This window comes from Streptomyces sp. NPDC020983 (assembly GCF_044333485.1).
Classification (GTDB): domain Bacteria; phylum Actinomycetota; class Actinomycetes; order Streptomycetales; family Streptomycetaceae; genus Actinacidiphila.
Genome location: NZ_JBIRRA010000004.1, coordinates 16,717 through 38,797, shown reverse-complemented (window position 1 = coordinate 38,797; position 22,081 = coordinate 16,717). Strand labels below are relative to the sequence as shown.

The window sequence follows — 22,081 nt, the reverse complement described above, 5'->3', positions numbered from 1 at the left end:
CACTGACGCCCCCCGCAGCCCGGAACGGCCCCCTCCGGGGGCCGCCGCCCCTTCGAACGGATCCCCATGACGCTCTCCCCCGCCGCCGCCGGACCGGCCGGCGAGCAGCTTCCCGCGCCCGCCTCGCTCGACGAGGTCAAGGGCTGGTTCTTCCCCGCCGACCAGGTGCTCTTCGACTGGTTCCTGACCCGGCAGCTGGAGCTGACCGAGCCCGGCGACCTGCTGGAGATCGGCGCCTACATGGGCAAGAGCGCGATCTTCATGGGCGGTTACCTGCGCGACGGCGAGACCTTCACCGTCTGCGACCTGTTCGATTCCCCGGCGCAGGACGACGCCAACTCCGCGGAGATGCGCTACTCCTACCCGACGCTCACGCGTCGCTCGTTCGAGGCAAATTACCTGTCCTTCCACGACACCCTGCCGACCGTCGTCCAGGGCCTGTCGTCGGTCGTGCCGGACCGGGTGCCGGCGGCCAGCTGCCGCTTCGCGCACATCGACGGCTCGCACCTGTACGAGCACGTGCGCGGCGACATCGACAGCGCCCGCGCACTGCTGCACCCGCACGGCATCGTGGCACTCGACGACTACCGCTCCGAGCACTGCCCGGGTGTGGCCGCCGCGGTGTGGGAGGCCGTCGCCACCGGCGGCCTCAACCCGGTGTGCGTGACCGGCACCAAGCTCTACGGCACCTGGGGGGATCCCACCCCCGTGCGCGAGGCGCTGCTGGCCTTCCTGGCCGGCCGCGACGACCTGTGGCACGGCACCGAGGCGGTGGCCGGCGGCACGCTGGTGCGGGTCAAGGGCACCCGGGCCGAACCGCCGCCGCACCCGGTCTCCCGGCACCGGCCCGCCGAACCGGCCGCCGGCGCGGCCGCGCCGGAGCTGCCGCAGCCGGAGCCGGCGTCCGTACGGCGGCGGTCGCCGCTGCGGCGGTTCGCCCTCGCGGTGCTGCCGCCGTTCGTGGCCCAAGGCTTGGTAAGGCTTCGGGCGGCACTGCGCCACCAGGCGTAACCACCGGGGCGGCCGCGCGTTCGCAGGATATATAGCGTCACACGCCGCATTCCTCGCGTATGCGGTCGTAAGCCTCCCTGCCCCCGCGCCGAACCTGGATGTGCTGCTGTGCCCCGCTTCAGCGTCATCGTGCCCGCCTACCACGTGCAGGCCTACCTGCACGCCTGCCTGGACTCCGTGCTCGGCCAGTCCTACGGCGACATCGAGGTCATCGTGGTGGACGACTGCTCGCCGGACGGCAGCGGGGAGATCGCCGACGCCTACGCCGCCCGCGACCCCCGCGTCACCGTGCTGCACCTGCCGGAGAACGTCGGCCTCGGCCCGGCCCGCAACGCCGGGCTCGCCCGCGCCACGGGCGAGTACGTCCTCTTCCTCGACAGCGACGACACCTACGCGCCCGGCGCGCTCGCCGCCGTCGCCGCCCGCATCGACGCCACCGGCCACCCCGACCTGCTGGTCTTCGACTACGAGCGCACGTACTGGAACGGCCGGGCCGAACGCAACCAGTTCGCGGCGCTGCTCGCGCAGACCGACCCGCAGGTCTTCACGCTCGCCGAGCGCCCCGAGCTGCTGCGGCTGCTCATGGTCGCGTGGAACAAGGCGTACCGCAGAGACTTCCTCCTCCGCACCGGGCTGACCTTCCCGCCCGGCTACTACGAGGACGTGCCGTGCACGTACCCCGCGCTGATGATGGCGCAGAGCATCGCGCTGCTGGACCGGGTGTGCGTGCACTACCGGCAGCGCCGCAAGCGGAGCATCGTGCGCACGACCAGCCGCCGGCACTTCGAGATCTTCAGGCAGTACGACCGGATCTTCGCCTTCCTCGACGCCCACCCGGAGCTGGAGCGCTGGCGCCCGGCGCTCTTCCGTCGGATGCTCGACCACCTCACGACGGTCTTCACCCTGCCCGACCGGCTGCCGCGGTCCTCGCGCCCGGACTTCTTCCGCCGCTGCCGGGCGCAGTACCGCAAGCTGCGGCCCGCGGACCTCCGGCTGTCGCCCACCCGGCGCAGCGACCTGCGCTACCTGCTGTTCTCACTCGGCGCCCGGCGCACCTTCCTGGCCCTCGGCGCGCTCCACCGTGCGGGGCTGCGCGCACGCCGCCGCGCCGGGGAAGCCGGGCGGCGGCTGCGGACCGCCGCCGTCCACGCCTACTACCTGCTCCAGCGCCGCCGCCCGCTCGACCCGGACCTGGCGGTCTTCTCCGCCTACTGGAACCGCGGTTACGCCTGCAACCCCGCCGCGATCGAGGCCGCCGTCCGCGAGCTCGCCCCGCACATGCGCACCGCGTGGATCACGACCCGGGCGTACGCGCACACCGTCCCGCCCGGGGTACGCCGGCTCGAACCGGGCTCGGCGGCGTACTGGAAGGCGATGGCGCGGGCGACCTACCTGGTCAGCAACGTCAACTTCCACCGCCGCTACGCCAAGCGCCCCGGCCAGGTCAACGTCCAGACGCACCACGGCACCCCGCTCAAGCACATGGGCATCGACCTGATGCCGCACCCCGCCGCCGCCCGCGGCATCGACTTCGAACGGATGCTGCGGCACGTCGACCGCTGGGACTACAGCGTCTCCGCCAACCGCCACTCCAGCCTGGTGTGGGAGCGCGCCTACCCCGCCGCCTTCACCTGCCTGGAGTACGGCCAGCCCCGCACCGACATCTTCCACCGGGCCACCCCCGAGGACGTCCTGGCCCTGCGCGACAGCTTCGGCATCCCCCGCACCGCGACGGCCCTCCTCTACGCCCCCACCCACCGCGACTACGAGCGCGGCTTCCGCCCCCTGCTCGACCTGTCCCGGCTCGCCGAGGAACTCGGCCCCTCCGTCGTGCTGCTGCTGCGCACCCACTACTTCCACGCGGCGCCGCCCGCGGCCCACCCGCGGGTCATCGACGTCAGCGGGCACCCGTGCGCGGAGGAGGTGTGCCTGGCCTCCGACGGGCTCGTCACCGACTACTCGTCCCTGATGTTCGACTACGCCGGGCTCGACCGGCCCATCGTCCTGCACGTCCCCGACTGGGAGACGTACGTGGCCACCCGCGGGGTGTACTTCGACGTCACCGCGGCGCCGCCCGGGCTCGTCGCCCGCACCCAGGAGGAGCTGACCGACATCCTGGCGACGGGGGCGTACCGCGGTGAGACGGCGGGGGCTCTGCGGGCGGCCTTCCGGGCGCGGTTCTGCCTGTACGACGACGGGCACGCCGCCGAGCGGGTCGTCCGCCGCGTCTTCCTCTCCGAGGAGGGCGGGCTCCCCGCAGTCGTCCCCCTCCCCGACCGCACCCCCGTCCCGGGGTTGCCCCCGGCCCCGGCCCGCGGCACCGTCCGCCCGGCCCCCTGAGTCCGGCCGCGGACCTCGCGGTGGGTGGGGGCCTGTCGCGCCGCTCCCCGCGCCCCGCACCAGCGCGTGCCCGGCGCAGCAGGGGCTCGCGCATGCCGCGCAGCGCAGCACACCAGCGGCGCGGGGAAAGGCGCGAGCGGCCCCCCACCGGGGAAGGCCGCGGGCGCCGCAGCAGGGGCGGGCCGGAGCGTCAGGGCGCCGGCACCGCGGGGGCCGGGGGCTGCGGCGGGGCCAGGCACGCCGCGGGCGACGGCGCCGGGCGGCGGTCCCCCGGCGGCCGGTAGGGGAGCAGCCCCTCCTCGGAGAGGAAGACGCGGCGGACGACGCGCTCGGCGGCGAGCCCGTCGTCCCACGTGCAGAAGCGGGTGCGGAAGGCCGCCCGCAGCGCGGCCGCGGCCTCGTCCGCGTAGGCGCCGGAGCGGAACGCCGCCGCGAGGGCGGTCTCGTCTGCGGCGACGGCCCCCGGCGTCTCGCCGGGCCGGCCGGACAGCAGGTCGAAGTAGACCCCCCGCGCGGCGCGGTAGGCCGCCCAGTCCGCGGAGTGGATCACGATCGGCCGGTCCAGGTTGGCGTAGTCGAACATCAGGGACGAGAAGTCGGTGAGGAGCGCGTCGGACGCCAGGCACAGCTCCTCCACGCACGGATGCGCGGAGACGTCCACGACCGCCCCCGCGGCGTGCAGCGCCGCGAGCTCGGGGCTCTCCCCGTAGAAGTAGTGCGCGCGCACCAGCAGCGTGTGCCCGGGGCCGAGTTCGCGGGCGAGGCGTTCGAGGTCGAGCGGCAGCACGAAGTCGCGCTGGTAGTCGCGGTGGGTGGGTGCGTAGAGGATCGCGACCGTGCCGTCGGCGATGCCGAGCGCCTGCCGCGCGGCGCGCACCTGCTCGGCGCCCGCGGTGCAGAAGACGTCGTTGCGCGGGTATCCGCTGGGCAGCGTGGTGTAGCCGCTGGGGTAGACGCGGTCGAAGACCTCCGCGGAGTGCTGGTTGGCGACGAGCGAGTAGTCCCACTGGTCGGCGTGGTCGAGCAGCCGCCCGAAGCTCATGCCCTTGCCGACGGCGGGCCTGGCCCGCAGGTCCATGCCCATGTGCTTGAGCGGGGTGCCGTGGTGGGTCTGGACGTACGTCTGGCCGGGGCGCTTGACCACGGTGCCGGTGAAGTTCGCGTTGTTGACCAGGTAGCGGGCGCGGGCGAGGACGTCCCAGTAGCGGCGGGTGTTGACGACGACGTGGTCGGTGCCGGGGGGCAGCGCGTCCCGGTCACGCTTGTTGACGACCCACACGGCGCGCAGGTGCGGGGCGATCTCCGCGGCCTTGCGGGCGATCGCGGCGGGGTTGCAGGCGACGCCGCGGTTCCAGTAGGCGGCGTAGACGACGAGGTTCGGGTCGATGGGGCGGCGCAGCCGCATGCGGTAGTAGCGCTGGTGGACGGCGCGGGCCAGGCCGTGCCGGTGGGCCCGCAGCCGCCGGGCGGCGCCGCCGGCGAGGGTGCGCAGGGCCAGGGCGGCGCGGTAGCGCGGGTAGGAGCCGCTGCCCGCGGCCCGTACCCACCGGGCCTGGCCGGGCTCGGGCGCCGTCCAGCCGGCGGGGCGGTGGGCGCCGAGCAGCCGGCCGGCGCCGCGGACGAACTCGGGGGTGGCGTCGGGGGTGAGCCGGTCCTCGCCGACGGCCATGAGCTGCGCGGTCATCTGCCCGTAGAGCGCGGCGCGCTGCGGTGCGGCAGTGATCTCGGCGAAGAGCTCGTCGTAGCGGTCGAGGACGGCCAGGTGGTGGCGGCCGCGGGTGGTGCTGAGGCTGCCGGAGCGGCGCTTGCGCCACCGTACGCACACCCGGTCCAGGCACGCGACGCGCTCGGCGGTGGTGAGCACCCGGGCGGCGACGGCGATGTCGGCGTAGGGGGCGTCGCCGAACGCGAAGCCGTGCGCGGTCCAGTGGGTGCGGCGCACCGCGCGGTTCCAGGCGGCGGGGTGGCACGCGAGGCACCCGGGCCGTTCGGCGGCGGTGAAGACGCTCTCGCCGGCGGCGGCCAGGAAGCCGCCGTCGCCGCTCTCCTGGACGTTCTCCCACACGGTGAAGCGCTCGTGGTCGAAGAGCAGCACGTCCGGGTCGCCGGTGCGGGCGAGGCGGGCGTCGACGGCGGCGAGGGTGCCGGGCGTCATGAGGTCGTCCGCGTCGAGGAAGAGCAGGTAGTCGCCGGTGGCGTGGGCGGCGCCCGCGTCCCGCGCGAGCCCGGTGCCGCGGTGGACGTCGAGCCGGACGGGGCGGACCCGCGGGTCGGCGGCGGCGAGGTCGGCGATGACCGCGCCGGACGCGTCGGGCGAGGCGTCGTCGACGGCGACCAGTTCGAGATCGCCGTAGGACTGGCCGAGGACCGACTCGGCGCAGACGCGCAGGTAGCCCTGCGCTCGGTGGGCGGGGACGACGACGCTGAAGCGTGGCATGACCATCCTGGACAGATCGGCGGTTTCCGGCACGGGACAGCCTCCGAGAGTAATCACACGGGCACTCTGTGTCGAAACACGGTGCCGTGTCGCTCGTTCGGCCTACCTTCGGTGACCGCTCGGGGCGCGGCGAGTTGAACCACACGGCATGGTCTGCCGCCGCCACTGAAAGGAGCGTTGCCGTCCCATGACGCCCCGCCTGACCGTTGTCGTGCCCGTCTACAACGTCGAGCAGTACCTGGAGGAGTGCCTGCGGTCGATCGCCGCGCAGACGCTGGCCGCCCTCGACGTGGTGATCGTCGACGACGGGTCCACGGACGCCAGTGCGGACATCGCCCGTGCGTTCGCCGCGGGCGACTCCCGCTTCCGCGTGGTCTCCCAGGACAACGGCGGTCTCGGCCACGCCCGCAACACCGGTGCGCGGCACGCCCACCCGGAGACGGAGTACCTGACCTTCGCCGACAGCGACGACGTCCTCCCCCCGCACGCGTACGACCGGCTCACCGCGCTGCTGGACCGCTCCGGCTCGGACTTCGCGACCGGCAACGTCTACCGGCTCACCGCCGCCGGCCGCAGCCAGGCCTGGCAGCACCGCGGCATGACGAGGACCGTCAGCCGCACCCACATCACCCGCGACCTGGGCCTGCTGTCGGACCGGGTGGCCTGGAACAAGGTCTTCCGCCGCGACTTCTGGAACCGGCACCGGCTCGCCTTCCCCGAGGGCGTCCTCTACGAGGACACACCGGTGACGATCCCCGCGCACTTCCTCGCGGAGGCCGTGGACGTCTCCCACGAGCACGTGTACTACTGGCGCATCCGCGAGGGCTCGATCACCCGGCGGCGCACCGACGTCAAGGGCGTCACCGACCGCATCGCCGCCGTCGACGGCGTCTCCCGCTTCCTCGCCGACCCCGCCAACACCCGCTGGAGCAGGTACAAGCGGGACTACGACCGCTCCGTCCTCACCGACGACCTGCTCTACTTCATCGAGGCGCTGCCGATGGCGGGCCCCGACTACCGGCGGGTCTTCATGGACCGTGCCGCGGACTACCTCAGCCGTGTCGACCCCGGCGTCCTCCCCGGCCTGCCCGTCGAGCTGCGGATGCGCTGGGAGCTGATCCGCGAGGGCCGGCTCGACGACCTCCTCGACGTCCTCGCCCACGAACGGCACGGCGGCCGCACCGTCTTCGACCTCGCCGGTCCGCCGCTGCGCAAGCGCGCCGCCCTGCCCCGTCCGGACGGCACCCCCGTACCGCTGTCCCGCGCGGCGACCGCCGTGGGCCGCAAGGACCTCCCCGTCGTCGCCCGGCTGCGCGACCTGCGCCGCCGCGACGGCAAGATCGTGCTCACCGGCTACGCGTACGTCCGCAACGCCGACGTCCGCAGCCGCCACGCGCAGTTCACCACGGCGGTGGCCACGTGCGGGCGGCGCCGGCTGCTGCTGCCGCTGCGCACCGTCCGGGTGCCGGACGTCACCGACGAGCAGCGGCAGGAACGCCACTGCTACGACTGGTCGGGCTTCGAGATCACCCTCGACCCCGCGCGGCTGCGCGAGCAGGGGCAGTGGAAGCCCGGGCAGTGGCGGATCGGCGTGGTGGTCGCGGGCGCCGCGGGCGTCCGCCCGGCCGCCCTGCGCGCCGCCGAGACCGGCGCCGGCTCCTCCCCCGTGCCCTTCCCGCTCACCGACGACATCCGGCTGGTGCCCTGGTACAGGGACGGGCGGCTGCTGCTGTCCGTCGAGCCCGTCACCCGCCGGCTCACCGGCCACCGGCCCGGCGACGGCGGCACGGTGCGGCTGGAGCTCGACATCCGCGACACCCCGCTGCCCGTCTCGCTGCGGCTCGCCCAGCAGGCCGGCGGCTCCGTGCTGGACGTGCGGCTGGAGCCGGGCGGGACGTCGGGCGGCTGGACGCCGCTGACCGCCGAGGTGCCGCTCGCCCGGCTGGGCCGCGCGCGGCCCGACCACACCGGGCTGCCCAAGGAGGTCGCGCCGGAGACGACGGCGACATGGACCGCCGAGCTCGTCCTCCCGAACGGCGGCACCGCCCGCGTCGCCCTCGACCGCGACCTCCCGCCGGGCCGCTACCCGCTGCCCGCCGACGAGCGCGGCACGGGCGGGCCCGTCCCCCGCGAGCTGTCCGTGGAGGGCACGGCGGCCGGCAACCTGGTGCTCCGCGACCGCATCCCCCACGCCGTCGCCGACCGCCTGGCCCTCACCCCGGACGGCCGCCTCCTCGTCGAGGGCGAGCTGCCGACCCCCCTGGTCCTGCCGCCGGGGGCGCCGGGGGACGCGGACGAAGGTGCGGTGACGGCCGGGGCCGCCCCCGGCAGCGACCGCGCGTCCGCGCAGGCCACGACCACCGAGCCGGGCCCTGCGGACGGCGCCGCAGGGCCCACCGCAGCCGCGGGACCCCGGTCCGGCCCGCACCCGGAACCCGCCGGCGCAGCTGCCGCGGAACCCGAGCCGCAGCCCGGCACGGACCCGCAGCCCGAAGCGCACCCGGGCGCGCGGACGGAAACCGCCCCGGACACCGAGCCGCAGCCCGCCGCGGACCCCTCAGCCGCACCGCACCCCGCCACCCAGCCCGGCACGGACCCGCAGCCCGAAGCGCACCCGGACGCGCGGACGGAAACCGCCGCGGACCCCGGGGCCATGCGGCTCGTGCTGCGGCACGGCACGTACGGCGCCGAGACGGGCGCCGAGGTCCGGAGGGAGCCGGGCAGCGGTGTCCGGTTCTCCGCGGCCGTCGACGTCGGCGCCCTCCGGCACGCCGGCCGCTGGTACCTGCACCTGCGGGCGGACGGCCGGGACACCCCCGTGCGGATCGCGCCGGCCGCGATGCCCCTGCTGCCGCTGGCGCTCCCGGAGGCGGAGGGCGCCCGGCCGGTCACCGTCGACCGCCGCTTCCACGACCACCTGTTCGTCGCCGCGGGCGACCCCGCCCCGGACGGGGACCGCGGCCCGTACCGGCAGCGGCTGCTGCGCGAGCACCGCTACCCGGTCCTGGCGCGGCGCGAGCTGACGGAGACGGTCCTCTACAGCAGCTTCGACGGCCGCCGCTGCGACGACTCGCCGCGCGCCGTGCACGGCGAACTGGTGCGGCGCGGTGTGGCGATGGAGCACGTGTGGGCGGTCGCCGACCGCGGGGTGCCCGTCCCGTCCTCCGCCCGCGCGGTGGTGATCGGCAGTCACGCGTGGTACGAGGCGCTGGCGCGCAGCCGCTGCGTCGTCACCAACACCCACCTGCCGGCCTTCTTCCGCCGCCGCGACGGCCAGCACGTCGTGCAGACCTGGCACGGCTCCCCCGTCAAGCGCTTCGGCCAGGACCTGGCCGGCACGCTGTGCGCGGACCTCACCCACATGTGGCCGCAGCCGCGCCGCGGCGACCAGTGGAGCCTGCTGCTCTCCCCGAACGCCCAGAGCACGCCCGTGCTGCGCCGCGCGCTGGACTTCCACGGCGAGACGGCGGAGACGGGACTGCCGCGGACCGACCTGCTCAGCGGCGAGGACCGGGAGAAGGTCGCCGAGGAGGTGCGCGCCCGGCTCGCCCTGCCGCCGGGCCGCACCGTGGTGCTGTACGCGCCGACCGTCCGCGACGACGAGGCCTACGACGCCACGCACCAGCGGCTGCACCTCGCCGCCGACCTCGCGGCGCTGGAGGCCGAACTCGGCGACACGCACGTGCTGCTGGTGCGCGCCCACCCGCGCGTCGCCGACACCGTGCCGGCCGCGCCGGACGGCACCGGTTTTGTACGGGACGTGTCCGGCCACCAGGACCTGGCCGAACTGCTCCTCGCCGCGGACGTGCTGGTCACCGACTACGCCTCGCTGCTCGCCGACTTCGCGGTGACCGGGCGGCCGATCCTCCTGCTCGCCCCGGACCTCGCGCACGTCCGCGACACGCTGCGCGGCTTCGCCTTCGACTTCGAGGCGCAGGCCCCGGGCCCGCTGCTGACGGACACCGCGGAGCTGGCCGCCGCGCTGCGCGACCCCGCCGCCGCGGTCGGGCCGTACGGGGCCGCGTACGACGCCTTCCGCGCCGCCTTCTGCCATCTGGACGACGGCGGTGCCGCCGCCCGCGTGGCGGACTTGATTCTGCGCGGGCCGCGGATCTGATGAGGCGGGGCACAGCGGCCCCGCCTCCTCTCCCGCCCCCCGCGCGGCCCCCCGCCCCTCCCTCTCACCCCTCTGGTCCCCCATGCCCCCTGCGCCCCAGCACCCCCGCCCTTCCTGGAGGCCGTCGCCGTGCAGCTGTCCGTGATCACCTCCCTCACCGGACTGGCCCTGCTGGCCTGCATCCTGGAGCTGCTGCGCCGCCACCAGCTCAAGGAGAAGTACGCGGCCCTGTGGCTCGCGGTCGGCTCGGCGGTCGTCCCGCTCGGGCTCTTCCCGTGGATGCTCGACTCGGTCGCCGGCAGCGTCGGCATCAAGTCGGGCGTCAGCCTGGTGCTCTTCGCCGGCATCGTGCTGCTGCTCCTGGTGTGCCTGCACCTGAGCTGGGAGTCCAGCCGCCTGGAGGAGAAGACCAGGACGCTGGCCGAGGAGATCGCCCTGCTCAGGACGGAGATCGACACCACCGGCCCGGCCCCCGCCCCCGCCGCGGCGCAGCGCCCGGAGCGCTCCGGATGAGGTCGGGCGCGGGATTCGACGCGGGCGCCGGCCTCGGCGCCGGAGGGGGCGGCGGCGCCCGTACGGACTCGGCCGCGGGGACGTCCGCGGAGCCCCGGAGGGCCCCCGCCCACCCGCAGGGGGCGCGCCGGGTGCTGGTCATCGTGCCCGCGTGGAACGAGGCCGCCGGGCTCGCCGCCGTCCTCAAGGAGCTGCGGACGGCGGTGCCGTGGGCGGACGTCCTGGTCGTCGACGACGGGTCGACCGACTTCACCGCCGCGACCGCCCGCACCGCGGGCGCGATGGTGGCCCGGCTGCCGTACAACCTGGGCGTGGGCGGCGCGATGCGCACCGGCTACCGCTACGCGCTGGACCACGGCTACGACGCCGCCGTGCAGGTCGACGCCGACGGCCAGCACGACCCCGCCTACGTGCCCGCGCTGCTGGCGGCCCTGGACACCGCCGACCTCGCCGTCGGCGCGCGCTTCGCGGGCGTCGGCGACTACCGGGTGCGCGGACCGCGGCGCTGGACGATGCGGCTGCTGTCGCTCGTGCTGTCCGCGCTCGCCGGCACCCGCCTGACCGACTCCACGTCGGGCTTCCGGGCCTGCAACGCCGACCTCATCGCCTTCTTCGCCCGCTGGTACCCGGCCGAGTACCTGGGCGACACCGTGGAGAGCATGGTGGGCGCGCTGCGCCGCGGCTACCACGTGTGCCAGGTGCCGGTCGCGATGCGGCCGCGGGCCGCGGGCGCGCCCAGCCAGTCCGCGGGCCGCGCCCTGGTCTACCTCGCCCGCACCGGCCTGGTGCTGCTGCTCGCGCTGACCCGCCGGGTGCCCGCCCCGACCCGCGCCGACCTGCCGCGTATGCCCCGCACCCCGGGGGCCCACCGGTGAGCGGCGGCGTGCGCTTCGACGTGATGATCCCGTACTACGGCGACGTGCCGCTGCTCCAGGCGGCGGTGCGCAGCGTGCAGGCGCAGGACGGCGACGACTGGCGGCTCACGGTCGTCGACGACGGCCGCGAGCCGGGCGTGCCGGAGTGGTTCGCCGGACTCGGCGACGAGCGCGTCCGCTACCTGCGCAACCCCCGCAACCTCGGGGTGACGGGCAACTTCAACCGCTGCGTCGAACTGGCCGGCGCGCCGCACGTCGTCCTCATGGGCTGCGACGACCTGATGCTGCCCGGCTACCTGCGGACGGTACGGCGCGCGCTGGGCCGCTCCCCCGGCGCCGCCATGGTGCAGCCGGGCGTGCAGGTCGTGGACGCCGCCGGGCGGCCGTGCCGCACCCTCACCGACACCGCGAAGAAGCGGCTCTACGCGCCCGCCCGGGTGCGGCACGCCCCCGCGCTGCTCGCCGGGGAGGACCTGGCGGTCTCCCTGCTGCGCGGCAACTGGCTCTACTTCCCGTCCGTGTGCTGGCGCACCGACGCGCTGCGCCGCCACCCCTTCCGCGCCGACCTCGGCGTGATCCAGGACCTGGCCGTCGTCGTCGAGCTCCTGCTGGACGGCGGGCGGCTGGCCACCGACCCCGAGGTGTGCTTCCGCTACCGGCGGCACGGGGAAAGCGCGTCCGCCGCCCAGGCCGCGACCGGCGCCCGCTTCGACGAGGCCCGCGGCTTCTTCCTCGACGCCTCCGCGCGCCTGCTCGCGCACGGCTGGCCGCGTGCCGCCCGTGCCGCCCGCCGCCACTGGTCCTCCCGGCTGCACGCCCTGACGCTGCTGCCCGCCGCCGCGTCCTCCCGCCCGGCGGCGCAGGCCCTGCTGCGGCACGCCTTCGCCCCGCGGCGGGCCCCGGTGCCGGTGGCCGCACCAATGCCCGCAGGCGCGCCCGGAGCGCCGGACCCGGCGGGGGCGGCCGGGCCGCACGCCGTACCGGAGGACCCGTACCAGCCACCCCGGCCGTACCAGCTGTGACGTGAAAGGCGTGAAAGACCAGCGATGTCCGACACCACGACCCCCGACTACACCGCCCGCCTGCTCGGGCGGCGGCTGCTGCCCACCCAGGCGCCCTACCGCTGGAATCTGCGCCGGCTGCGGCTCGGCACCGTGCTGGACGTCGGCTGCGGGGTGGGCCGCAACCTCCAGCACTGCCCGCCCGGCAGCGTCGGCGTCGACCACAACGCGTACTCCGTCGCCGCCGCCCGTGAGCGCGGCCTGACCGCCTACACCCCGGACGAATTCACCGCCGCCGGCTTCGCGCACGGCTCCTTCGACGCCCTGCTGTGCGCGCACGTCCTGGAGCACCTCGACGCCGGCACCGCCACCGCGCTGCTGGCCGCCTACCTGCCGTACGTGCGGCCCGGCGGGCGGGCCGTGCTGATCACCCCGCAGGAGGCGGGCTTCGCGAGCGACGCCACGCACGTGCGCTACGTGGGCTTCGAGGAACTGGCCAAGGAGGCGGCGACCGCGGGCCTCGCGGTACGCCGGATGTACTCCTTCCCGCTGCCGCGCGGGGCCGGACGCCTCTTCAAGTACAACGAGTTCGTCGCGGTCTGCACCCTGCCCGCGGCCCCCTCGCCCGACCGCCGGACCGCCAGGTGAGCGTCGACGTGCCCCCGGGGGCCGGCGCCCGCCGCCTGCCGGCGGCGCCGGCCGCGCTGCGGCGCGCCGCCGACCGCATCCCCCCGCACGCCCGGCTGCCCGTCGCGGTGGCCGCGGCCTGCGAGTTCGTGCTGCTGCTGTGGTGGCTGGCCTTCCTCCCCGGCCTGATGAGCTTCGACACGGTCACGTACGTCTGGCAGGTGACGACGGGTCACTGGCGCAGCGACCACTCCGTCGCCTACGACGTGCTGGTGTGGCTGTCGCTGCAGACCACCGGCGGGCTCGGCGCCCTGACGTTCCTCCAGACCGCCGTCCTGGCCGCCTGCCTCGGCTACGCCTGCCACGGGCTGTGCGCGCTCGGGGTACGCGGCCGGTGGGCGGGCCTCGCCGCGCTCGCCGTCGTGCTGATCCCCTCCACCGGCACCTTCGCCGTCTTCGTGTGGAAGGACAGCGCCTACGGCATCGCCGCCGTACTCGCCTTCGGGGCGTGCGCGCACCTCGCCGCACGGCAGCGGCCCGCACTGCACTGGTGGATGCTGGCCGCCGCCATGACGGGCCTGTCGGTCTTCCGCAACAACGCCTACCCCGCGGTGCTCGTCGCGGGCCTGGTGCTGCTCGCCGCGATCCCCCGCTGGTGGCGCCGGATCGCCGCCGCCACGCTGGTCCCGACCGTGCTCGCGCTCGGCCTGAACTTCGCCGTCTACCCGGCGATCGGCATCCAGGCCCCGCGCACCAGCTCGTACTACGCCTTCAACTACGCCGACATCGCGGTCGCCTACCACCGCGCCCCGCAGTCCTTCCGCGGCCCCGACCTCGCCGTGATGCGGCAGGTCGCACCCCTGTCGCACTGGTCGGGCGGCGGCGCCAACTGCGCCTGGGTCGACCCGCTCATGGGCCCGCCCTTCGACCGGGCCGCCGCCGAACGCCTCAACGCGCGGCTGCTGGACGTGTGGGGCCACGTGCTCAAGAAGCGGCCCGACCTGGTGATCTCCGCGCACCTGTGCCGGGGGCGCATCGCCTGGGCACTGCCCCACCGCACCACCGACATCTACGTCCAGCCCCCGGTGATCCCCGCCGACCGCTTCGGCTACGCGCTGCCCGGCCACCCCATGGCGCACAGCCGCTGGCTGCCCGCGCTGCGCACCGCCGCGCCCTCCGCGACGCTGCACCGCGCGGGCGTGTGGGCCTACACCGCCGCCCGCGCGCCGGAACTGACGTGGCTGCTGTGGACGGGCTCGCTGTGGTGCTGGGCGACGTACCTGATCGTGGCCCGGGTGATGCGGCGGCGGCCCCTGCGGGCCGCCCTCGCACTCGCCGCGACCACCGCGGGGCTCCAGGTCGCGGTGCTGGTCGCGACGCCCGCCGGGCTCTTCCGCTACATGGCGGCGCCGGTGCTGCTGGGGTTGCTCTCGCTGCCGCTGCTGGACGCGGCCCACCCCGCCGACCGGCCGCCCGCGGAGCCGGTGCCGCCCCGGAGATGGGCCCTCCGCGGGCGGCCGGCGCCGCCGCGCCCGGAGGAGGAGGCGACGGCGTGAGCGCGGTTCTCGCGGTTCTCGCGGTGCGTGCGGGGCGGGGTGCCCGGTGACGGGTGAGGCGCGGGTCGCGGTCGCGCCGCGGGTGCTGGCGTGGCGGCCGTCGCCGTACCTGCTGGCCGGCGGCGCGTTCTGGCTGCTGATGGCGGTGGTGGCCTGGCACACGCCGGTGATGTCGGACTTCGGGCAGCACGCCGCCGCCGTCCAGCGGATCCGGGACGACCCGTGGCACCCGGCGAACCCGCTGCTGGACGAGTCCGGCGCCGGGAGCCCCTACTACTCGCCGTACGTCGTCGCGCTGGGGCTGGCCGCGCGGCTGACCGGGGCCGCCGGGTGGCAGGCGGTGCGCTGGGCGGGGCCGGTGAACCTGGCGGTGCTCGTCGCGGGCGTCGGCGCCTACGCCCGGACACTGAGCGCGCGCCGCCTCGCGCCGGTCCTCGCCCTGCCGGCCTTCACACTGCTGTGGGGGGTGCAGGGCAAGGAGTGGAGCGGCTTCTGCGGCGTGTGGTCGCTGACCCGCGGGGCCTCGTACCCGAGCACCTTCGCGGTGGGGGCGGCCTTCCTGCTGTGGGCGTGGACCGACCGGCTGGCCCGCCGCGGCGGCTCGCGGTGGCAGCACGCGGGGCTCGGGGCGGCGGGCGGGGCGCTGCTGCTGATCCACCCGATCACCGCGCTGGGCGCGGCCGTGGGCATCGCGGCGACCGTCGCGGGGCGGCAGCGCGGATGGAGCCGGGCGGTGTGGCTGCGCTGGGGGCTCACGGCGGCCGCGGGCGTCGCGGCCGCGGCCGCGTGGCCGTACTTCGACGTCTTCGCGCTGGCCGGCGACACCACCGTCGACGCCGTGCACCGCCGCCTCTACACCCACCCCTGGCAGTGGTACGGCCTCGCCCTCGCGGGCCTGCCGGCCCTGGCCGTGCGGGCGCGGCGGCTGCCGCGCGACCCGCTGGTGCTGATGTTCGCCGCCGACGCCCTCCTCACCGGCTACGGCTGGGTGAGCGGGCACTACACCTACGGGCGGGCCATCGGGCTGCTGCTCGTCCCGCCGCAGTTCGCCCTCGCGTTGGAACTGGCGGCCGTGCCGCCGTGGACGCGGCTGCGGGCGGCGCTCGCCCCGCTGGCGGCGGTGGCCCTCGGCTTCGCGCTCTTCGCGCAGGTCGGCGCGGTGGTGCCGCAGCGCTGGCTGCCCGTTTCGACCCCGCACCCGGCGCGCTGGCCGGACTACCGGTGGGTCGCGGACCGGGTGCCGGCCGGCGCGACCGTCCTGACGGACGACAACGTGCCGCTGCACGTGCTGCCCGCCTACGGCCTCTTCCTGGCCGCCCCGACGTGGCCCGACCCCTCCACCCCGGCCGCCGAGCGGGACCGCCGCTGGGCCGACGTCCGGGCGTACTTCGCCCGCGGCACCTCCCCCGCCCGCCGCTCGGCCATCGCCCGCCGCTACGGCGCGAAGTGGCTGCTGCTTCCCGCGGCCCGTCCCGCGCCGCGCGGCGTCACCCTGGTCGCGACCTCGCCGCGCACGGGTGAGCGCCTCTTCCGCCTCGCGCCGTAGGAGCCCCCCGGCACGCGGCCGGCCGGTGCGGGCCCGGACCGGCCGGCCGGGGACGCCGGTGTGTGCCGTGCGCCCCCGGCGGCGGCTCAGTGGTGCGTACGCAGCAGCGTCCGGAAGGTGCGCATCGCCACCGACAGGCTGGCCAGGTCGAAGTCGTCGGCGCCCTGGATCTCCTCCAGGGTCGTCCGCGCCCGGCTGATCAGCCCGGAATTCCGGTCCTCCCAGGCCCGGTAGCGCTGTTCGGGCGTCGCCACGTCGTCCCCGGCGGACAGCACCTCGGCCGTCAGCGCGGCGTGCGCGGCGAAGAGGTCCTCGCGGATGGCGGCGCGGGCCATCGACTGCCAGCGGTCCGACCGCGGCAGCAGGATGATCCGGTCGAGCAGCTGGGTGATCTGCAGCCGGTCGGCGAGGTCGAAGTAGACCTCGGCCACGTCCAGCGGCTCCCTGCCGCTGCGGTGCGCGACCTCCACGATGTCCAGCGCCGGGAAGGCGGAGGACAGCCCGGCGACCCGGGTGGCGAGGTCCTCCGGCACCCCGCTGCCGGTCATCTCGCGGTGCACGGACTCGAACCACTCCAGGTCGGCGCCGCGCAGCAGCTTCGGCAGCTGCGACCAGACCGCTGCCACCCCGTCCTCGAAGTGGTCGATGGTCTCGGCGATCTGGAGCGGCTGGAGCCGGTTGTTGAGCAGCCAGCGGGTGGCGCGCTCGACCAGCCGCCGCGAGTGCAGCCGGATGCGGGTCTGGACGTCGGCGGTCACCCGGTTGTCGAGCGACTCGACCTCGTCCCAGATCCCGCTGAGCCCGAAGATCGTCCGGGCGGCGGTGTGCGCCCGCACGATCTCCTCGGTGGTCGCGCCGATCTCCTCCCGGAAGCGGTGCAGGAAGGTCGTGCCCGCGGTGTTGACCGTGTCGTTGACCAGCAGCGTGGTGATGATCTCGCGGTGCAGCGGGTGCGCGTCGATCTGCGCGGCGAAGCGCTCGCGCAGCGGCACGGGGAAGTACGCGTGCAGCAGCCCGCGCAGGTAGGGGTCGTCGGGCAGGCCGGTGCCGATCAGCTCGTCGGCCGTGGTGATCTTGGCGTAGGCGAGGACCACCGCGATCTCCGGCTCGCTGAGGCCCTGCCCGGCGCTCGCCCGCTCGCGGATCTGCCGGTCGGTGGGCAGGAACTCCAGCGCCCGGTCCAGGTGGCCGTCCCGCACCAGCCGCCGGATGAACCGCTGGTGCGCCTGGAGCAGGCTGCCGGCCTGCGCCATGCTGTTGCCGAGTGCGACGTTCTGCGCGTAGTTGTTGCGCAGCACCAGGTTGCCGACCTCGTGGGTCATCTCCGCCAGCAGCGCGTTGCGCTGCTTGACCGTCAGGTCGCCGTCGATCACCAGACCGTTGAGCAGGATCTTGATGTTGACCTCGTGGTCGGAGGCGTCCACCCCGGCGCTGTTGTCGATCGCGTCGGTGTCGATCTTGCCGCCGGTGCCCTCCGGGCCGCCGGAGCGGGCGAACTCGATGCGGCCGAGCTGGGTGAAGCCCAGGTTGCCGCCCTCGCCGACCACCTTGACCCGCAGCTGCGCGCCGTCGATGCGGATCGGGTCGTTGGCCTTGTCGCCGACGTCCGCCTGGGTCTCGGTGGAGGCCTTGACGTACGTCCCGATGCCGCCGTTCCACAGCAGGTCGACGGGGGCCTGGAGGATCGCCTTCATCAGCTCGGCGGGTGTGAGCTTGACCGGGCCCGAGCCGGTGCCCAGGTCGATCCCGAGGGCCGACCGCACCGCGGCGCTGACCGGGATCGACTTGGCCGTGCGCGGGTAGACCCCGCCGCCGGTCGAGATGACGGAGGTGTCGTAGTCGGCCCAGCTGGAGCGGGGCAGCTCGAACAGCCGGCGCCGCTCGGCGTAGGAGGTGGCGGCGTCGGGGTTGGGGTCCAGGAAGATGTGCCGGTGGTCGAAGGCGGCGACCAGCCGGATGTGCTCCGACAGCAGCATCCCGTTGCCGAACACGTCACCGGACATGTCGCCGATACCGACGACGGTGAAGTCCTCCTCCTGGGTGTTGACACCCATCTCCCGGAAGTGGCGCTTGACCGACTCCCAGGCGCCGGAGGAGGTGATGGCCATCTTCTTGTGGTCGTAGCCGACCGAGCCGCCGGAGGCGAAGGCGTCGCCGAGCCAGAAGCCGTAGGAGACGGCCACCTCGTTGGCGATGTCGGAGAAGGACGCCGTGCCCTTGTCCGCGGCCACCACGAGGTAGGTGTCGTCACCGTCGTGCCGCACCACGCTCTGCGGCGGTACGACCTCGCCGCCCACCAGGTTGTCGGTGATGTCCAGGAGCCCGGAGATGAAGGTCTTGTAGCACTCGATGCCCTCGGCGAGCCACGCGTCGCGGTCGGCGGCCGGGTCGGGCAGCCGCTTGCCGACGAAACCGCCCTTGGCGCCGACCGGCACGATCACCGTGTTCTTCACCATCTGCGCCTTGACCAGGCCCAGCACCTCGGTGCGGAAGTCCTCCCGGCGGTCGGACCAGCGCAGCCCCCCGCGCGCGACCTTGCCGAAGCGCAGGTGCACGCCCTCGACCCGCGGCGAGTACACCCAGATCTCGTACGCCGGGCGGGGCGCGGGCAGTTCGGGGACGGCCTGCGGGTCGAACTTCATCGACAGGTAGCGGTGCGGCTGCCCGTCCTCGCCCCGCTGGAAGTAGTTGGTGCGCAGTGTCGCCTTGATCAGGCTGAGGAAGGACCGCAGGATGCGGTCCTCGTCGAGGCTCGCGACCTGGTCGAGCGCCCCGTCCAGCTCCTCCAGGATGCCGTCGGTGAGCTCGCTGCCCGCCCGCTGGTGGTCGGGCGACAGCCGCGCCTGGAAGAGGTTGACCAGCAGCCGGGTGGTGTGGACGTTGGTGCGGAGGGTGTCCTCCATGTAGTCCTGGCTGAAGGTCGACCCGGCCTGGCGCAGGTACTTGGCGTAGGCGCGCAGCACCATCGCCTGCCGCCAGTCCAGGCCCGCGCGCAGCACGAGCGAGTTGAAGCCGTCGTTCTCCGCGCGGTCGGTCCAGGTCGCGGCGAAGGCCTCCTGGAAGCGCTCGCGGGCGTCCTCGCCGAGGTCGCCGAGCGCGGGGTCGAGCCGCAGCCCGAAGTCGTAGACCCACACCCGTGATCCGTCGGCCCGGCGCAGCGCGTACGGGCGCTCGTCGACCACCTCGACGCCGAGCCGCTGGAGCACCGGCAGCACCGCCGACAGCGACACCGGCGCCCCGGTGCGGTAGATCTTGAAACGGCGCTCCTCGGGCGCGGCCCCCACCGGCTCGTAGAGGCTGAGGGTGAAGTCGTCCTCGCCGAGGTTCTCGAAGTGCTGGAGGTCGGCGACCGCGACCCGCGGGGGGAAGTCGGCGCGGTAGCCGTCGGGGAAGGCCTGCCCGTAGCGGCGCAGCAGTTCGGCGGCCCGCTCCTCGCCGCACTCGGCGCCCAGCGCCTCGGCGAAGCCGTCGGACCAGGACCTGGTGGCCTCCGACAGCCGGTTCTCGATGTGCTCGACGTCGGCCTCGGTCAGCTCGCGCAGCGAACCGCCGGGGTCGATGCGGATCACGAAGTGCAGCCGGGACAGCACCGACTCGGTGTTCCAGGCGGTGAAGTCGACGCTGCGGCCGCCCAGTTCCTCCTGGAGGATGTTCGTCAGCCGCAGCCGCACCGCGGTGGTGTAGCGGTCCCGCGGCAGGTAGACCAGCGCGGAGAAGTAGCGGCCGTACTCGTCCTGCCGCAGGAACAGCCGGAGTTTGCGGCGCTCCTGGAGGTAGAGCACGCTGGTGGCGATGGACTGGAGGGTGTCGGCCGGGGTCTGGAACAGCTCGTCGCGCGGGTAGGTCTCCAGGATCTGCAGCAGGTCGCGGCCGTCGTGGCTCTCGGCGGTGAAGCCGGCGCCCGCCAGCACCTCCTCGACCTTGCGGCGGACCACCGGCACCCGCCGGACCGACTCGGTGTAGGCGGCGGACGAGAAGAGGCCCAGGAAGCGCCGCTCGCCGATCACGTTCCCGTCGGCGTCGAACTTCTTGACCCCGATGTAGTCCAGGTACGAGGGGCGGTGCACGGTGGAGCGGCTGTTGGCCTTGGTCAGGATGAGCAGCTTGTGCTCCCTGGCCTTGGCCCGGGCGTCCGCGGGCAGCCGGCTGAAGGACGGGGAGTTGGGGTGCCCGGGGTGGCCGGGGTGGGTGCTGTCGGCCTGCGGGTGCTGGGGGTCGGAACGCAGGATGCCCAGGCCCGTCCCCGGCACGGCCACGAGCACGTCCTCGGTGCTGCCGTCCTCGGCGGTCTCGGTGATCAGCTCGTACTCGCGGTAGCCGAGGTAGGTGAAGTGGTCGCCGTCGAGCCAGCGGAGCAGCTCCAGCGCGTCGTCGATCTCCCGCTGCGGCAGCAGCGGCGGCCTCGCGGCCAGCTCGTCGGCGACGGACTGCGCGGCCTGCCGCATCTTGGCCCAGTCCTCGACGGACTCCCGCACGTCGGACAGCACCCGGCGCAGGTCGGCGGTGATCTCCTGGAGGTCGGCCCGGTCCGTCTCGCGGTCGATCTCGACATGGATCCAGGACTCGACCAGCGCGTCGTGCGGCAGCCCCCCGGCGTCCGGATCCGGGCCGGCGGGCAGGATCTCCAGCAGCTTGCCCGTCAGATCCCGGCGGACGGTGAACTGCGGGTGGACCACGACGTGGATCGCCCGGTTGGCCTGGGTCAGCGCGTTGGTCACCGAGTCCACGAGGAAGGGCATGTCGTCGGTGACGACCTCCACGACGGTGTGGCTGCACTGCCACCCGTTCTCCTCCACCGTCGGGGTGTGCACCCGCACGTTCGCGGTGCCCTGCGGGCGCAGCTCGGCGAGCCGGTGGTGCGACAGCGCCGCCCCGAAGATGTCGTCCGGATCGCGGTCGACCAGGTCTTCCGGTGCGCTGTGCAGGTAGTACCGCTGGAGGAACGCGCTCAGGGCCTCCGCGTCGAGTCCCTGGCCCGGCAGCCTCCCCTGCTGGCTGTGCTCACCGACCTGCGCCGCCTGCGCCAGCCGCTCGGCCTTGGTTTCGTCCAGCTTGCTCTGCATGTCTTCTGACTCCTGTCGCGCGCCATTGCGTGACGTCGGTTGATGGCACGACGTACCGGTACGCGGGGTTTCCGCCACGGGACGACGCTGTGCCGGGAAAGAGGTCGGTCGTGCGCCTCGTCACTAACCTGCCCCCGGAGAACGGATCACCAGTGATCACGGCGTCCAGGCTATCGCTCAGCCCGGGAGGCCTGTCAGGCGACGTCTTCGTACAAATGCACCGGCCACCTTTGGCCCTGGTGGACAGAACGGCACCGCAACCAGGCCCCGACCTGCGGCGATCCGTCAGGACGCTATTCGCTCGGCCTGCTCGACCGCTTCGGCCAGGGAGTCCACCACCGGCACCCCGGCGGCCTCCAGGGCCGCTCTGCTGTGCGAACCCCCGGTGTAGAGGACGGCGTGCGCGCCGACGTGCGCGGCGGCGGCCGCGTCGTCCAGGGCGTCGCCGATCACCACGACGCGGCGCGGGTCGACGCCGCCGAGCGAGCGGATGTGGCGGAGCATCTGCTCGGACTTGCCGGCCGTCGAGGCCCCGGTGCGGCCGTCGACCCGCAGGAAGTGCCCGGTGATGCCGTGCGCGGCCACGACCGGCACCAGCTCGGTGTGCGGTGCCAGCGAGCACAGCGACTGCGTGACCCCCGCCGCCTGCCGTGCGGCGAGCAGCTCGGCGGCGCCCTCGGCCAGGCGGCAGGACCCGGCCAGCCGCCAGTAGTGCCGGTGGAAGGTGCTGTCCATGACCTCCCACTCGGCGTCGGACGGCAGCCGGCCGATCAGCCGCTCGTAGAACCGGGGCACGGGCACGCAGTACAGCTCGCGGTAGCGCTCGAGGGTGATCGGGGGCAGTCCGAGCTCGGCGAAGGAGGCGTTGGTGGCCTCGATCACCGCGTCGATGTCGTGGAAGAGGGTTCCGTTCCAGTCCCACACGAGGTGCGTGCTCATGGAAGAAACCGTACTCGCGTGAGTCCCCGGCCGGTCTCACAGCCTGTGGACAACCC

12 protein-coding genes are annotated in these 22,081 nt (G+C 74.7%); 9 read left to right on the top strand and 3 right to left on the bottom strand.

Annotated elements, in window-relative coordinates:
• Positions 1-66 precede the first annotated feature (66 nt).
• Together ACH4SE_RS09305 and ACH4SE_RS09300 are read left to right on the top strand one after the other, a co-directional pair.
• On the top strand, positions 67-1,011 hold the full coding sequence (locus tag ACH4SE_RS09305; RefSeq protein ID WP_398542716.1) for a class I SAM-dependent methyltransferase: 945 nt from the start codon (positions 67-69) through the stop codon (positions 1,009-1,011).
• Between the two features lie 108 nt (positions 1,012-1,119).
• Complete coding sequence (locus ACH4SE_RS09300) at positions 1,120-3,351, top strand: CDP-glycerol glycerophosphotransferase family protein (protein WP_398542715.1); 2,232 nt, start codon at positions 1,120-1,122, stop codon at positions 3,349-3,351.
• 190 nt (positions 3,352-3,541) lie between these two features.
• Here ACH4SE_RS09300 and ACH4SE_RS09295 read toward each other — a convergent pair whose 3' ends face one another.
• On the bottom strand, positions 3,542-5,788 hold the full coding sequence (locus tag ACH4SE_RS09295) for a CDP-glycerol glycerophosphotransferase family protein (RefSeq protein WP_398542714.1): 2,247 nt from the start codon (positions 5,786-5,788) through the stop codon (positions 3,542-3,544).
• A 187-nt stretch (positions 5,789-5,975) separates the two neighbouring features.
• Between ACH4SE_RS09295 and ACH4SE_RS09290 the strand changes: the two genes are divergently transcribed.
• The 7 genes from ACH4SE_RS09290 (at position 5,976) to ACH4SE_RS09260 (ending at position 16,023) form a co-directional block, all read left to right on the top strand.
• The gene (locus ACH4SE_RS09290) at positions 5,976-9,905 is read left to right on the top strand and encodes a CDP-glycerol glycerophosphotransferase family protein (protein WP_398542713.1); all 3,930 of its coding nucleotides are present in this window, start codon (positions 5,976-5,978) and stop codon (positions 9,903-9,905) included.
• A gap of 129 nt (positions 9,906-10,034) precedes the next feature.
• Positions 10,035-10,418, top strand: coding sequence for a DUF2304 domain-containing protein (locus ACH4SE_RS09285; RefSeq protein WP_398542712.1), 384 nt, complete (start codon positions 10,035-10,037; stop codon positions 10,416-10,418).
• Entirely contained in the window at positions 10,415-11,293 is an 879-nt protein-coding gene (locus tag ACH4SE_RS09280) for a glycosyltransferase family 2 protein (RefSeq protein ID WP_398542711.1), read from the top strand. Before ACH4SE_RS09285 ends, ACH4SE_RS09280 begins: the two co-directional genes overlap by 4 nt.
• Entirely contained in the window at positions 11,290-12,315 is a 1,026-nt protein-coding gene (locus ACH4SE_RS09275; protein ID WP_398542710.1) for a glycosyltransferase family 2 protein, read from the top strand. The genes ACH4SE_RS09280 and ACH4SE_RS09275 overlap by 4 nt, the downstream gene beginning before the upstream one ends.
• Before the next feature lie 24 nt (positions 12,316-12,339).
• On the top strand, positions 12,340-12,942 hold the full coding sequence (locus ACH4SE_RS09270) for a class I SAM-dependent methyltransferase (RefSeq protein ID WP_398542709.1): 603 nt from the start codon (positions 12,340-12,342) through the stop codon (positions 12,940-12,942).
• Positions 12,939-14,477, top strand: coding sequence for a hypothetical protein (locus ACH4SE_RS09265; protein WP_398542708.1), 1,539 nt, complete (start codon positions 12,939-12,941; stop codon positions 14,475-14,477). Before ACH4SE_RS09270 ends, ACH4SE_RS09265 begins: the two co-directional genes overlap by 4 nt.
• 46 nt (positions 14,478-14,523) lie before the next feature.
• The gene (locus ACH4SE_RS09260) at positions 14,524-16,023 is read left to right on the top strand and encodes a hypothetical protein (RefSeq protein ID WP_398542707.1); all 1,500 of its coding nucleotides are present in this window, start codon (positions 14,524-14,526) and stop codon (positions 16,021-16,023) included.
• A gap of 86 nt (positions 16,024-16,109) precedes the next feature.
• On the opposite strand, the gene ACH4SE_RS09255 is transcribed toward ACH4SE_RS09260, so the two are convergent.
• Both ACH4SE_RS09255 and ACH4SE_RS09250 read right to left on the bottom strand, forming a co-directional pair.
• Complete coding sequence (locus tag ACH4SE_RS09255) at positions 16,110-21,086, bottom strand: NAD-glutamate dehydrogenase (protein WP_398542706.1); 4,977 nt, start codon at positions 21,084-21,086, stop codon at positions 16,110-16,112.
• A 285-nt stretch (positions 21,087-21,371) separates the two neighbouring features.
• Positions 21,372-22,025 carry an HAD family hydrolase gene (locus ACH4SE_RS09250; RefSeq protein WP_398542705.1) on the bottom strand — a complete coding sequence of 218 codons (654 nt, stop codon included), beginning with the start codon at positions 22,023-22,025 and terminating at the stop codon, positions 21,372-21,374.
• Positions 22,026-22,081 lie beyond the last annotated feature (56 nt).

Bases quoted from the DNA above. Each gene is read 5' to 3' on its own strand.
- ACH4SE_RS09255 (WP_398542706.1), bottom strand. From the start codon at position 21,086: ATGCAGAGCAAGCTGGACGAAACCAAGGCCGAGCGGCTGGCGCAGGCG.
- ACH4SE_RS09305 (WP_398542716.1), top strand. From the start codon at position 67: ATGACGCTCTCCCCCGCCGCCGCCGGACCGGCCGGCGAGCAGCTTCCC.
- ACH4SE_RS09270 (WP_398542709.1), top strand. From the start codon at position 12,340: ATGTCCGACACCACGACCCCCGACTACACCGCCCGCCTGCTCGGGCGG.
- ACH4SE_RS09295 (WP_398542714.1), bottom strand. From the start codon at position 5,788: ATGCCACGCTTCAGCGTCGTCGTCCCCGCCCACCGAGCGCAGGGCTAC.
- ACH4SE_RS09280 (WP_398542711.1), top strand. From the start codon at position 10,415: ATGAGGTCGGGCGCGGGATTCGACGCGGGCGCCGGCCTCGGCGCCGGA.
- ACH4SE_RS09250 (WP_398542705.1), bottom strand. From the start codon at position 22,025: ATGAGCACGCACCTCGTGTGGGACTGGAACGGAACCCTCTTCCACGAC.
- ACH4SE_RS09290 (WP_398542713.1), top strand. From the start codon at position 5,976: ATGACGCCCCGCCTGACCGTTGTCGTGCCCGTCTACAACGTCGAGCAG.